We start from the raw sequence: 12,738 nt of genomic DNA, 5'->3' as shown, positions 1-12,738 counted from the left end.
GTGCTATTCCTTTATCACCAGTTCTAGTTCCAGGCCAACCCCTACTTCGGTAATGGGAATGTGTGTGTGAATAGCAGCTTTGACAGCAAAGGCGGTGCAGTGGCAGGGGTAGATCTGCTCGATTTGATTGTTCTTAAAATACTCTATCGTCCGTACCACCCGGTCGTTGACCTCAAATAGATGAAAGCCGCCAATGACTCCGCAAACCCGCTGGTCTCCAGTGACGGTTTTAGCGTACTCAATGATGTTACAAATGCCGCTGTGGGAACAGCCGGTGATAATGAAAATCCCCGCCTCGCCCTGATAGACCAAGGCGGAATCATCCAATAGATAATCATCGGCCAGGTCATCACCTACTTGTTGTTTGCCAATCGGGTCCGGTTTTTCAAAAGCCATCACCCGGGGGATTTCGCCCAGGAAGGTAATGTTTTCGGTAATCTTTACCGGGGTCTGGGTGAGCTTCAGCTGACACTTTTCGGCCAGTTCCGTTCGGGTAAAGGGCGCCGATATTTTTAGACCATCACATTCTTTGTAATTCAAGGCGTGGGGGTGGGCAATAATCTCAATAGCTTCCGATTTTTTGATTTCCAATAAACTTTTTAATCCCCGGGTATGGTCATCGTGACCATGAGAAAGGACGATGGTGTTGAGCTGACTGAGATCAATGTTCATGGCGGCAGCATTTTTGATAACCAGATCCGAGTAGCCGACGTCAAAAAGCAAGGCTTCTTCCCCGTCCTCAATATAATAGCAGACCCCAGGCTCACCCCAATAATATTCATCAATTATGGTGTTGTTATCAACAAGAACTTTTAGCCGCATTTACTTTTCCATCCTCTAATTTTTTCTGAACCACAAAAAATAGCTTTCGGGGCAGTGCCCCTTCCTCAAAATTATCAATGGTGATGATCTCGAAACCATCAGCCAATGTTTCAACCTTTTCTTTGCTGAAAAAATGTATAATAAATTTACCACATTCGTAGATATCTTCACCATGATGGGTACCGGTACCGCAGTCAGCGTCATCGGTGTTCCGCGCCGTATAGATGGCGATACCGCCCGATTTCAGCACCCGATTGGTTTCTCCCGCAATGAAAGTCAGTTCTAAAGTCGTCAGAGCCATACAATAGAGCATGTGGGAAAAGCAGGCATCAAAATGCCCTGCCTCAAATGGAAAGGCCTGACGGACATCATGTTGTACCGTTGTAACCAGGTGGGAAACTTCCAGCTCTTTTGCCCGCTCTTCGATGGCCTTAATTCCGGAAGCGGTATATTCGATGACCGTTATTTCAAACCCCTGCTGGGCAAAGTAAAGGGTATCACGACCCTGACCGCCACCCAATTCGAGGATTTTGCGGACGCCGTTATTTCTAAAAATTTCAACGGCCTTGATGGCAGCAATGCTGGGAGCTGTCCCGAACATCTGGGGTTTGCTGACAAATGTATCCTCCCAGTGACGATTCTGTTTATTAAAAATTTCTTTTTTCAAAGTGATTTCCTTTCGTCGCTTCAATTGTTTTTTTTGATTAATTAATCTTGACCGGTCCTATTCTGAAAAAGCGCCCAAGTTTTTATCTCAGTATACCGTGTCCGGCCTTTAGAGTCAAAGACCATAATCCTTTAAAGATACGTTATCGATGTTTTCAGTACCAGAATTTCAATCCATTCAAATAAAATGTTTTCAATAAAAAACCCAGGTTGATGACAGTGCATCTACCTGAGGAGATCATTACATATTATTTAAAACACTTTGGTCGTCCATTGGGAACAATCCCAGACTTCATTAACAAAGCTTTCGTAGAATTCCGGTTCATGACAGACCATCAGAATACCGCCACTATAGGCTGCTAACGCCCGCTGCAGTTCAGCTTTGGCATCGGCATCGAGATGATTGGTGGGCTCATCCAGAACCAGAATATTGGTTTCCCGGTTGATCAGTTTACAGAGTCGCACCTTGGCCTGTTCACCACCGCTTAAAACCTTGACCATGCTTTCAATATGTTTTCGGGTCAGACCGCATTGAGCCAGGGCTGAGCGAACCTCATTCTGATTCAGGGACGGAAACTCATTCCATACCTCGTCAATACAGCTGGTTCGGACATTCTGATCCATTTCCTGTTCATAATAACCGATTTGCAGTTTTTCCCCCTGTAGAACGGTGCCGGTGATCGGTGGAATCAATCCCAAAAGGCTTTTTAAGAGAGTGGTTTTCCCAATCCCGTTAGTGCCTTTTAAAACGATTTTCTTTTTCCGTTCCATCACTAAATTCAAGGGTTTGGACAAGGGTTCATCATAACCGATGATCAGATCCTCGGTTTCAAAAACCCGCCGACCAGTGGCACCGGCTTCTTTAAAGTTAAACCGCGGTTTAGGCTTTTCCGAGGCCAGCTCAATGATATCCATTTTATCCAGTTTTTTCTGCCGCGACATGGCCATGTTCCGAGTCGCTACCCGAGCCTTATTCCGCGCGACAAAGTCTTTCAGATCGGCAATTTCATTTTGCTGTTTATTGTAAGCGGCCTGTTCCTGAACTTTTTTTGCCTCCAGTACTTCCTGGAACTTGGCATAATTGCCGACATAGCGGGTTAATTTCTGATTATCCATATGGTAAATTAAATTTATTACTGAATCGACGAAGGGCAGATCATGGGAAATCAGAATAAAGGCATTCTCATAGTCATTGAGATAACGCTTTAACCATTCGATATGTTGTTCATCAAGATAGTTGGTGGGCTCATCCAGCAACAGGATGTCCGGTTTTTCCAGCAGCAGTTTTCCCAGCAGCACCTTAGTTCGCTGACCCCCGCTGAGTTCCGAAATATCCTTATCCATCCCGATATCATTAAGACCCAGGGCGCTGCCCACTTCGTCCACTTTTGAATCAACCAGATAAAAATCATGAAACTCCAGCATCTCCTGAAGATCGCCAACTTCTTCGAGGCTCTTTTCAACCTCTTCTGGACTATCCTCAGCCATTTTTTCATACAGCAAACCGATCCGACTTTCAATTTCCAGCAAAAAATCAAAGGCCGATGTCAGCACATCCCGAACCGTCATTCCCGGTTTTAAAACGGCATGCTGATCCAAGTAACCGATCCGCACATTTTTTGCCCATTCAACCTTGCCCTCATCTGGCATCAGCCGGTCGGTAACAATATTCATAAAGGTAGACTTACCCTCACCATTTGGTCCTATTAAACCGATATGCTCTCCCTTTAACAACCGAAACGATACTTGATTAAAAATTGCTCGATCACCAAAACCATGAGAAAGATTCTCGACATTTAAAATACTCATTTATTCTCCATTTCTTTTTTGGTCAATTAAAAACACTCCCAGATTCGTGTTGCAGATCAGGAAGTGTTTAACAGTTTATCCTATCATTCTTACATTTATATTATATCATAGGCCTAATAATTATACCAGCCTGGGCTGATCTTTTGACGGTCGTTTACTATCGTCTTATTTGTATCAGGTGCTGCTTTTTCACCCCTTGCTTATTCTTTGGGTCGAATCTTTCTTTTTCGTTTTCTTGTTGCCAAATAAAAATACAAGACTGCCTGAATCATCGTGACCAGACTCATAATAATTTTTTCAAACCAGGTGGCTCCCAGCAGATTTCCTAAGGTATTCAAACAGATGAATAAAAATGACAGCCACAGATAGATTTTTGCAGTGCGATTGAATTGTTTATGATCAATCACACCTGCTAGCACAGCAACCAGCGGTAGGCTGTAAGATACCACAATCAAACCCATAATGGAACCCTCAAAGACAAGTACCACAATCAATACCAGCGAAAAAAAAAGCCAACCTTTAAATAAACTTTTATAATCTTTAATCCGCATCAGCCCCGATGCAGCGGCTACTACCGGTATGCCATAGATCATCATCACGATGCTGGTGGAGGCTGTTTGAACTGCCGCTTCAAAGCTTTCCAGTCGTCCGCCGCTAATGAATTGATAGGGTAGAATTTCAAGGATGACAAACAAAAAGACAAGCATTGTGAAAATGTTCAGAGCAATGATCCCTTTACCTGCGGTTTTTCTGCTTATTTTCATGCTTTCTCCCTTGATGACTGATTTTGTATCATAACACTGCTGCGTTATCTGAAAAATTCCAGTATCTTTTCTGCATTAACCTGGCATTGTAGTTGAATATCCAAGGAGACATCGCCCTGTATTTTTTTCTTAGATTGCTAATAGCTCCCTGACGTCATTATAGCTTTAATTGCATGATTTTTCAAGGTGCGCTATTGTTATGCCAGCAGTTTATTTCTTTATATTAAATTGGTAGCTTTCACAGACTAAAAAATAATCGGTTTTCTAGTCAACGAAACCTCGGTCAGAGCTGTCGCTATACATGTTTATTTAAACACGATTGGGTAATCATTCTAGCGGTATAAGAACCTACTTAGTTAATAAATTCATATAATTTCCTTGTATCTCCTAGCGCAAATGGCTATAATAGAGTTATTAGGGGATTTTTCAATCGCACCAGTATTAAATAGTCATTGCAGTAAATTCACTCTGCTTAAACTGTACTGTCTTTTAGCTGAATACTTGACCTCTAAAACAGGAGCAAACATGATCAAAAAGAACACCCTTCACTTTAAATTGAATATGTTTATTCTCAGTATAATTTTTTTGATTGTTACAATTGGTTTTATGATAGCAGTCAACATTTTTATTGCCATCTATGAAGCAGATGTAATAAAGAAAATTACATCCGGGATTCCCGCTTTTAAAACGGTTGTAATTGACTCCAACACCGATCAACTGCTATTAGATACGGCAAAATTAGTCGACCCAGCCTATCAGCTGCTGATACAAAGAAATAGCGCGACCGAAAAGCTGTTAAAAGACGCAATCCACTATTCAAAGCACAACGAGATTGGCTTTATCCAAATCAGAGGTGCTGGTTACGTATCTTATGAAGAGCGCTACTGTGATCCCAGTATTTTGAGCTTAGCTGCCCAAAACGCTGAGCTGAGCGGAACTAAACCAACCACCTGGATCGATGGCAATTCCGAAAGTGGATTACAGCTTTTTTGTCACTACCCTATCTTAGATCCCGACAAAAATTTAATTGGTGATATTCTGGTAGGAATACCAGTAGCCATGCAAGCGGATGTGGAGTATATTAAAAACACCTCAGCCTTTGATGCCACTATTTTTTCGGGAGATAAAAGGGTTGCTACCACGATTGTCAAAAACAATGAGCTCCAAATTGGTACCACTCTGGATGAATCGATCGCAGCCATTGTCCTGCAAAATGGTAACGATTACTATGGAAAAGCAGAGATCTTAGGTGAGCCCTATATGGTTGCCTACGCACCTGTTTTCAATCATCTAAATCAGCCGGTGGGGGCTTTGTTTCTCGGTAAATCAATGGTCTCAATGGTTAACCTGCGTAATCAAATTATTATATCATTAACCCTATTAGGACTGCTGATGCTGATCTTTTTTTATCCCATTTCAAGTCGCTGGCTGAAAATCAATGTGACTCATCCGATTAGCTGGGTTGCCAAAGCTATGAAAGGCATTTCTGACGGTGATTATCTGGTCATCAAAAACATGCCGATCGCGAAAAATGAAGAAATCGATATTCTTCAGACCACCATGGCATCGATGGTTACGGAGCTGGCTGCAAGTCAGCAGAAGCTAGAAACAGCGGCGTTTATTGATCCCACCACTGGGCTTCACAATCGGATCTATCTTTATGAAAAATACGGCGGTTTGTCGCTATTTAACAACCAGGAAAATGTCTCTGTGGTATATTATCTGGATGTCGATAATCTAAAATACATCAATAACTTGTTTGGTCATCGTGCTGGAGATAGATTACTGATTCAAATTGGAAAATCCTTACAAGCAATGGTAAAGAAATGGCCCGAATATCAGGTCTACCGAATATCAGGTGACGAGTTTGCCATCTGTAAAATAGGTTTTTTCGACCGTGAAAGGGTAACGATCTTATCAAAGAATATCCTCTCCACTTTTGAGAAAGCCTTTACCATCAATGATCAAAACATCAGTACCAGTGTCAGCATTGGGATTTCCTACAATGATTGCTGTAATGGCACAAAATGTCCGGTCTGTAACGGAAAATGTAAAGATAACCTTGAAAAACTATTAAAGAAAGCCGAACTCGCCATGAATCAGGTTAAGCGCAATGGTAAAAACAATTTTATGTTGTTTGATCCCTCAATGAACGAAGCCATGCAGCGAACCGCTTCGCTGCAGCAAGATTTGAAATTGGCGCTTGAAAATGAAGATTTAGAAGTTTATTATCAGCCGAAATTTGATCTGGAAAAGAACCGTTACGATGGCATGGAGGCCTTGCTTCGCTGGAATCATCCCAGCCGCGGTTTTATCCCCCCACTTGAGTTTATCAAGGTAGCGGAAGAATCCAGCCTGATTGTTGAATTAGGCGCCTGGATCCTAGAAAAGGCCTGTCGCTTTATTAAAGACTATAATCATCAGCATCAAACAAGTTATTCCATCGCCGTCAATGTGTCTACTGTACAGCTTCTAAACGAACGCTTTGAAGACAGTGTCTTACGGATTCTCAAGTCAACCGGCCTTGACCCAGCTTTTCTTGAACTAGAAATCACGGAGTCTGTATTTATCCACTCGATTGAATCTGCCTACGCAAAACTCGACTTTCTTAGAGAGAAAAATATCAGTATTGCTTTAGACGATTTTGGAACCGGTTATTCATCCCTGACTTATTTGAAATCCTTACCTATTTCGACATTAAAACTGGATAAATCATTTATCGATGATATTGCATTAAATTCGATCTCATTTGAAATCGTAGACAGTGTCATCCAAATCGCCAGCAGCATCGGGTTGAACATCGTCGTTGAAGGGATTGAAACCAACGAGCAGCTGGAGATATTAAAACGTCTAAAGTGTCATAAAATACAAGGCTACTATTTTTCTAAACCGGTACCTGAGTCAGAAGTATCTCAGGTACTTAGCGAATATCAGTAAAAACCCATCGTTGTTGATTTTTAGATCGCGCAATATTTACTGGACTTAGTCAACCAAGATCACCCGATTGGGTGATCTTGGTTTTTTGATTCAATATTCTGGACGATCTCGAAATATCGTTTCGTGGCAGCCTTTGATGGTTTGCCTTTTTTGCAGATCTCCAGCTGGCTGAGTTTGCGGTTAGGTCGCTCAACAATGATGTTGCCTTGGCTATCTAGTTTCTGTTTTAACACCGACAGCGCTGCTTTAAAGCGCTCATCTTGCCGGGCTTTTTCGTAAAAAGAAAGTACATAGACATAATAAAAAAGATTATATCGTAAAAACGGATACTCGACCTGCATAAATAAGCTCCCCATGCCATAATGGCATGGGCCGACCGGTGTTTTCACAGTCCAGTGGTCGAGCAGGGTTTCAACAGCTCGGTCAAGTTCAGCTATCCTTTTAGGCGTTGCCGCCAAACGAAAGGCATCCAGTACAAGGAGAGTCACCCCAGGATTTGAGGCATCGGTTTCAGGACCACGACCGAATAAAAATTTATTGCATCGCCAACCGCCATCCGTATAACGATCAGAAAATAGATAATCCAGGCCTGCCTGAACCCGGGGATCACTGCTATAACCATTCCGGCACAGACCGGTAACCGCATGGGCTGTGTGACAGGGATAAATCGCACCCTTGGGGGCAATACGCACCCGACCGTCGTCTCTAAACGCCGCCAGAACTAGCTCGGCCGCCCCCTGAAGCGCTTCATGATCACTAGGTACCTTGAGTTCACTCATGATCATCAATGCGGTCAGGGTGCTAATCGGTTTTTCAATGCCCAGTCGCCCGTCCGGGGTTGCCCAGTAATCTGCGCCATTGTCATAACGGGTGCCCAGAATCAGGTCAAAATCCGCCTGATTTAAAACATCATTCGTCATCATTTTTGCTCCTTTTTAATGTTCACAAGCTGATCCCGGCCAATTGGGCAACTTCTTCCCGACGCAATCCCGGTGTTCGCCGTCGCTGGCCTGATAAAAGACCTACCTGGGAAGGCATTATTTTTGCTCTCCGGGTTTTCAGGAAATCACCAAGCTCCTTGTATCGTTGCTTTTCGCTATCCATCGACTATCCTTCCTATTATAATTTATACCAGTATAAATACACTTCTGGTAATATTATAGCATCTGTAATATGCTTATTCCAGTAAAACGAATCAAACGATGGAGGTTATCTAATGAAGATAGAGTCAACAAAACTGGTTTATTTTTCACCAACAGGCACCACAAAAACTGTGGTTGAAAGCATTGCCCGGGGGTTTAAGGCTACTGCAGTCGAACGGATCGATCTGACCAAACCGTCCTCGCGATTGCAACCATTACAAACCGGAGAAAACGAATTTCTGATTGTCGGTGTGCCTGTTTATATGGGTAGGGTACCGGAGTTAATCCGGGAATGGCTACAGTCCATTGATGCCCTGAACACGCCAACGGTCTGTATTGTTGTTTATGGCAACCGGGTCTATGACGATGCCCTACTTGAACTGAAAGACATGCTCACCGCTGACGGATGCGTTCCCATTGCTGCAGGAGCATTTATTGGCGAGCATTCCTTTTCCAGTGATGAAACACCCATTGCCAGCGGCCGACCTGATCACCACGATCTCAACCAGGCAGAAACATTTGGCCAATTAATCAGAAAAAAACTGGATGTACTTCTATCGATCACAGAATTTGAAGCTCTGCTTGTGCCTGGAGAATCCCCCTATCGCGGTCAAACCAAACTCTGGGATGTTGATTTTATTGCCGTCAACAGTGACTGCAATCAATGCCAGTTCTGTGCTAAGGCCTGTCCGACAGGAGCTATCGATGTCGAAAACAGCCGCCTGATTGATCAGCAAAAATGTATTACCTGCTGCGCCTGCATCAAAAGTTGTCCTCAGCACGACAGAACGATTAAAGCCGGTCCGGTGTTTGATGCGTCGATCCGACTCAACTCCCTCTTTAAAGAACCTAAGCAGCCAGAATTCTTTTTTTAGTAGTATCCAGCTGCTATAAAAAAACCCTATACCGATCGATAAGAATCGGTATAGGGGTTTGGTTTAGTTGTACAAAAATGTTGGTGTACCTAAAAAACAACGACTGCTTTCCTTGATTTATTGCTTTAATCAGTCTTTATTGTTTTTAATTGGCTGGCGCCGGTGCTTTTACAACAATTAGTTCCAGCGTTTCTGGGTACATGTTCTTGACATTCATTTTTGTTTTAAACGGTATTTTAAGCAGCGTTCCTGCTTCATATTCATGAACCTCCTGATCATCAAGTCCAATCGATAATCTTCCTCTGATAACGGTCATATAGACGTTTGAATTAGAAAAATGCTCAGGAAGACCCTCTTCTTTATTAAATACCATATGCAGATAATGGACGTTTTCGTCAAATATCACTTTTTCGACAGCCTTATTATCGCCTCTCGACAGTTTGAAAATTTGTTCTATCATTTGTTTTCCTCCTTTTTAATACCGTCCGAACCAGTTCGGACGGTTCACAGAATTATCAGATTGTTATTTTAGCAACTTCTCTAAAATATTGACAAATCGCGTATTGCTGATGGGATGATGACTGATGATTTTTCTATCATAAATAATAGCAAAGGTTCCAAAGGGGCAGGGAGAATTCTGTGCTGCCTCTACATCAGACAGGTCAATTAACTGAACCTCCAAATGAAAATCATCCTGTGCCGTTGCCATCATCGCTTTGACATTTTTCTCAGTATAGGGGCATTGCGGTGAACGTAGGATTGTTAAGCCTGATCCGAAATTTTCCAGATTTGCCTGCATGTCTTCCTTGAATTTCGGATCTTCTGTTTTGACATCGAACTTTTTGACCATCAAATGAAAATCAGGCTTCGCTTGATCGACAACCTCAAATCCCATTTTTTTAAAAATCGCATCATTAGCCATGAATGATCCCTTACGGGTCACCACCGTCACACCTTTCATCCCGTCATTTTTTGCTTCGTCAATGCATCCCTCAATCAAAGCCTGCCCAAAGCCTTTACCTTTATATTCTTTTTTCAGCCCGACATAGAGACAATGGATAAACATATATCCATCTGCCTCAACGGGACGGTGCGCATAGTTTCCGGGAATGTACTCGATCATGCCTTGATACCCGCCCTCTTCACTTATCACCGCCTTGATCCTCAGTCCTTTCGGATAATAGTCGGTAAACCACTGAATCTTATTACGCAACTCAGCGTGTTTCTTGATATCCTTATAGCCACATACTCCATAGTCCGCAATATTTTCCGGCGTCACGTCTATTATTTCAAACGCACTCATCCTAGCTTACCCCTTTCTTTTTCCACTTCATGGGTTCCTTTCTCAATCAAACATAATTGAGCGCATTAAACTTTTAGAGTCGATTCACCGCCTAATTGACAGATCATCAGGTATTCCTGATCCAGTTCATCAATCACGACAAAGCCAACCGCTTGATACATTTTCAACGCATAATTGTCTTTCTGTACAGCTAACGACGTCTGTCGGTAGCCCTTTGCTGTCAAGTGTTGCAGCATCCCTTTCATCAGCGCAGTGCCGATGCCGGAGTTACGGTATTCCGGATATAGCGAGATGGCGAATTCCGGTGTTTCATCATCAATATTTCCAAATCCCCGAACCTTTCCGGCAATAATTCGGGTCCACACGGCACCAATAATTTTGTCATCACACTCGGCAACCAGGCAATGATCATCCCTTCCGCCAAAGTTTTCGATATAGACCTGCAGTTCCGGCTGTTTGATCACATCCCGTGGTAAGTGGTTTTGCTGGTCGGGCTGAAAAATGGCCTCGTATAAAAAATCAGCGAGCAATGGTATTTCTGTTGGTTTCATTTCTCGAATAGTATAGTCTTTCATGCTAATCCTTTCCGCTATTTAGAAAGGACTGACAACAATAATCGCTGTCAGTCATTCCCGTACGCCGTTTTAATTCGAAATAAACATTTGGGTCCAATAATGACCATAACCAGAACCAGCTTGGGCGTAGCCAACGCCTAGCTTGTTAAAGCCCGGATTTAAAATATTCGCCCGATGTCCCTCAGAATTCATCCATCCATTCATAACTGCTTCAGGACTAGAATAACCGGCGGCAATATTTTCACCGGCTCGATTGTAATTAATGCCTAATTCAGTCAGGACGGTAAAACAGCTGCTTTGATTAGGCCGGGTGTGTGAGAACAATTGGATAATTTCTTCAGCTCTAATTTGGGCGGCCCGGGTTAAGGTGGGTTCGCTGGTTACCATACCCAAATTTCTGGACGCCCGTTCTTTATTGACCAGGGCGATCACCTGAGCCTCAAAAGAAGGCTTGGTTGTCTGAATAATAAATGGGGTGTCCGTCTTTCCCGGAGCCGCTGAGCCCTTTGGCTGAACGATAATATGAATCCCTTCGAGACGATAGGAAAAGCCCTGGGAACCTGAACTTTCGCCATTTTTTGCCCAATCCATCCAGCCATAGTTTTGGATATGAACCTGATAGTAAACATCAAATTGCTCGGCATTCGCCCCAGTGAGTTTGATCTGGATCCCTTCCAGACGCTGGCTTTGACCTGAGGTTCCACTCATTTCACCGTTGCTTTTCCAACCTCTGCCGGTATCGGCCTCCCAGCCAATGTTCTGAATATGGGTTTGATAGGTAATCCCCAATTCAGTTGCCGGGGTATCCAGTTTGACTTCAATCCCCTCCAGGCGCAAACTTAAGCCTGAGGTTCCGCTCATTGCTCCATTTGATACAAAATCCTGCCAGCCAAGATTCTGGACATGGGTCCGGTAACTGACATTTGGCGTACTGACGGCCAATATATTATTAGGCATAATCGCGATGCTGAGTACTAACGCAAATAAAAAATAGAAACACCATTTTGCAACTCGACTCATCTTACTTTTTGGATGATCTAATCTAACGGTCATCCATCTCCTTTTTAGTATTATTTGTTATAAGATGATTATCGCATAGAATAATTAATCCTGAGTCGTGATGGATATTGATAAGCTGATTTTCAGTATTTATTTAGCTGTTTACTTAATTTTCGCCTTTTCCGCTGTAACAATTGTTTGATTTTTAAATGTGATCATTCTTTCTCAATACCATTACCTTACTATAATCACAATGAATTGTTTGCGTCATTTCAAAACCAAACCGGAAAAAATACTGCTCCATCTCAGTTTTTAAAAAATCCTCAAAGCCTGCAGATTCTGTTTTTTTAACCAGGTAAAACGGGATCCGTTTGAACCGGCTGACTGGTTCTTCCCACTCCACGACAATCAATTTTCCGGTGTTCTTCAAAACTCTTCGTGCCTCTCCAATTAGCTGCCCCGCCAGATCAGGGTTTAACTCATGCAATACCAGCGATATCAGCACCACATCAAATTCTTCACTTGGAAATTGCAGATTGGCCGCATTCATATGAATCAGCTTAACGTTGGATAGCTCCTCTTGCTCCAGTTTAGCTGCGGCTTTTTGTAGCATCGCAGCAGAAATATCGATCCCGATTACTTTGGTATTTCTTCTGGCCTCGGCAATGGCGAAGGCATTAACCCCGGTGCCGGTACACATGTCCAAAACTCTTAAGGGTTCATCACCTAGTATCGAAATGACGGCATTGCGGGGGCTGGTGGCCGGCTTTCTGAAGTAGATCCGATCCAACACATCATAGAACTTGGCATTCAATTGATAATTTTCATCTGCTCCCATTTTTTCTC

The 12,738-nt window shown here is 42.9% G+C and carries 12 protein-coding genes and 1 pseudogene; 2 read left to right on the top strand and 11 right to left on the bottom strand.

All coding sequences use genetic code 11. From position 1 onward, the window contains the following. Nucleotides 1-3: 3 nt before the first annotated feature. From QZ998_RS01480 to QZ998_RS01465, 4 genes are all read right to left on the bottom strand, one after another. Complete coding sequence (locus QZ998_RS01480; RefSeq protein WP_296557439.1) at nucleotides 4-822, bottom strand: MBL fold metallo-hydrolase; 819 nt, start codon at nucleotides 820-822, stop codon at nucleotides 4-6. Next, nucleotides 800-1,489 carry a class I SAM-dependent methyltransferase gene (locus QZ998_RS01475; protein ID WP_296557438.1) on the bottom strand — a complete coding sequence of 230 codons (690 nt, stop codon included), beginning with the start codon at nucleotides 1,487-1,489 and terminating at the stop codon, nucleotides 800-802. The genes QZ998_RS01480 and QZ998_RS01475 overlap by 23 nt, the downstream gene beginning before the upstream one ends. A gap of 251 nt (nucleotides 1,490-1,740) precedes the next feature. Next, on the bottom strand, nucleotides 1,741-3,297 hold the full coding sequence (locus tag QZ998_RS01470) for an ABC-F family ATP-binding cassette domain-containing protein (RefSeq protein ID WP_296557437.1): 1,557 nt from the start codon (nucleotides 3,295-3,297) through the stop codon (nucleotides 1,741-1,743). Nucleotides 3,298-3,497: 200 nt separating this feature from the next. Then, the gene (locus QZ998_RS01465; protein WP_296557436.1) at nucleotides 3,498-4,061 is read right to left on the bottom strand and encodes a hypothetical protein; all 564 of its coding nucleotides are present in this window, start codon (nucleotides 4,059-4,061) and stop codon (nucleotides 3,498-3,500) included. 606 nt (nucleotides 4,062-4,667) lie between these two features. On the opposite strand from QZ998_RS01465, the gene QZ998_RS01460 reads away from it, so the two are divergent. Then, nucleotides 4,668-6,998 carry an EAL domain-containing protein gene (locus QZ998_RS01460; protein WP_296557435.1) on the top strand — a complete coding sequence of 777 codons (2,331 nt, stop codon included), beginning with the start codon at nucleotides 4,668-4,670 and terminating at the stop codon, nucleotides 6,996-6,998. Nucleotides 6,999-7,057: 59 nt separating this feature from the next. Here the strand turns inward: QZ998_RS01460 and QZ998_RS01455 are convergent, their stop codons facing one another. Beyond that, entirely contained in the window at nucleotides 7,058-7,921 is an 864-nt protein-coding gene (locus QZ998_RS01455) for a prenyltransferase (RefSeq protein WP_296557434.1), read from the bottom strand. 22 nt (nucleotides 7,922-7,943) lie between these two features. Then, nucleotides 7,944-8,102: pseudogene (locus QZ998_RS01450) on the bottom strand (XRE family transcriptional regulator); the annotation flags it as partial. Nucleotides 8,103-8,214: 112 nt separating this feature from the next. On the opposite strand from QZ998_RS01450, the gene QZ998_RS01445 reads away from it, so the two are divergent. Further along, nucleotides 8,215-9,015, top strand: a complete 801-nt coding sequence (locus QZ998_RS01445; RefSeq protein ID WP_296557433.1) for a 4Fe-4S binding protein — start codon at nucleotides 8,215-8,217, stop codon at nucleotides 9,013-9,015. Nucleotides 9,016-9,160: 145 nt separating this feature from the next. Here the strand turns inward: QZ998_RS01445 and QZ998_RS01440 are convergent, their stop codons facing one another. From QZ998_RS01440 to QZ998_RS01420, 5 genes are all read right to left on the bottom strand, one after another. Beyond that, entirely contained in the window at nucleotides 9,161-9,475 is a 315-nt protein-coding gene (locus QZ998_RS01440) for a cupin domain-containing protein (protein WP_296557432.1), read from the bottom strand. A gap of 63 nt (nucleotides 9,476-9,538) precedes the next feature. Further along, nucleotides 9,539-10,318: a GNAT family N-acetyltransferase gene (locus QZ998_RS01435; protein ID WP_296557431.1), complete on the bottom strand. Its 780-nt coding sequence runs from the start codon at nucleotides 10,316-10,318 to the stop codon at nucleotides 9,539-9,541. A gap of 65 nt (nucleotides 10,319-10,383) precedes the next feature. Continuing rightward, the gene (locus QZ998_RS01430; RefSeq protein ID WP_296557429.1) at nucleotides 10,384-10,893 is read right to left on the bottom strand and encodes an N-acetyltransferase; all 510 of its coding nucleotides are present in this window, start codon (nucleotides 10,891-10,893) and stop codon (nucleotides 10,384-10,386) included. 69 nt (nucleotides 10,894-10,962) lie between these two features. Beyond that, nucleotides 10,963-11,913: a CAP domain-containing protein gene (locus QZ998_RS01425; RefSeq protein ID WP_296557426.1), complete on the bottom strand. Its 951-nt coding sequence runs from the start codon at nucleotides 11,911-11,913 to the stop codon at nucleotides 10,963-10,965. 184 nt (nucleotides 11,914-12,097) lie between these two features. After that, a complete protein-coding gene (locus tag QZ998_RS01420) occupies nucleotides 12,098-12,730 on the bottom strand; it encodes a class I SAM-dependent methyltransferase (RefSeq protein ID WP_296557424.1) in 633 nt (210 codons plus the stop codon). Between the last annotated feature and the right edge of the window lie 8 nt (nucleotides 12,731-12,738).

It is taken from the genome of uncultured Acetobacterium sp. (assembly GCF_927416815.1).
Lineage (GTDB): Bacteria > Bacillota > Clostridia > Eubacteriales > Eubacteriaceae > Acetobacterium.
The sequence above is the reverse complement of the archived record's forward strand: the minus strand, read 5'-3'. Positions and strand labels throughout refer to the sequence as shown.

Bases quoted from the DNA above. Each gene is read 5' to 3' on its own strand.
- QZ998_RS01455 (WP_296557434.1), bottom strand. From the start codon at position 7,921: ATGATGACGAATGATGTTTTAAATCAGGCGGATTTTGACCTGATTCTG.
- QZ998_RS01470 (WP_296557437.1), bottom strand. From the start codon at position 3,297: ATGAGTATTTTAAATGTCGAGAATCTTTCTCATGGTTTTGGTGATCGA.
- QZ998_RS01435 (WP_296557431.1), bottom strand. From the start codon at position 10,318: ATGAGTGCGTTTGAAATAATAGACGTGACGCCGGAAAATATTGCGGAC.
- QZ998_RS01430 (WP_296557429.1), bottom strand. From the start codon at position 10,893: ATGAAAGACTATACTATTCGAGAAATGAAACCAACAGAAATACCATTG.
- QZ998_RS01440 (WP_296557432.1), bottom strand. From the start codon at position 9,475: ATGATAGAACAAATTTTCAAACTGTCGAGAGGCGATAATAAGGCTGTC.
- QZ998_RS01480 (WP_296557439.1), bottom strand. From the start codon at position 822: ATGCGGCTAAAAGTTCTTGTTGATAACAACACCATAATTGATGAATAT.
- QZ998_RS01465 (WP_296557436.1), bottom strand. From the start codon at position 4,061: ATGAAAATAAGCAGAAAAACCGCAGGTAAAGGGATCATTGCTCTGAAC.
- QZ998_RS01445 (WP_296557433.1), top strand. From the start codon at position 8,215: ATGAAGATAGAGTCAACAAAACTGGTTTATTTTTCACCAACAGGCACC.
- QZ998_RS01425 (WP_296557426.1), bottom strand. From the start codon at position 11,913: ATGAGTCGAGTTGCAAAATGGTGTTTCTATTTTTTATTTGCGTTAGTA.
- QZ998_RS01460 (WP_296557435.1), top strand. From the start codon at position 4,668: ATGATAGCAGTCAACATTTTTATTGCCATCTATGAAGCAGATGTAATA.
- QZ998_RS01420 (WP_296557424.1), bottom strand. From the start codon at position 12,730: ATGGGAGCAGATGAAAATTATCAATTGAATGCCAAGTTCTATGATGTG.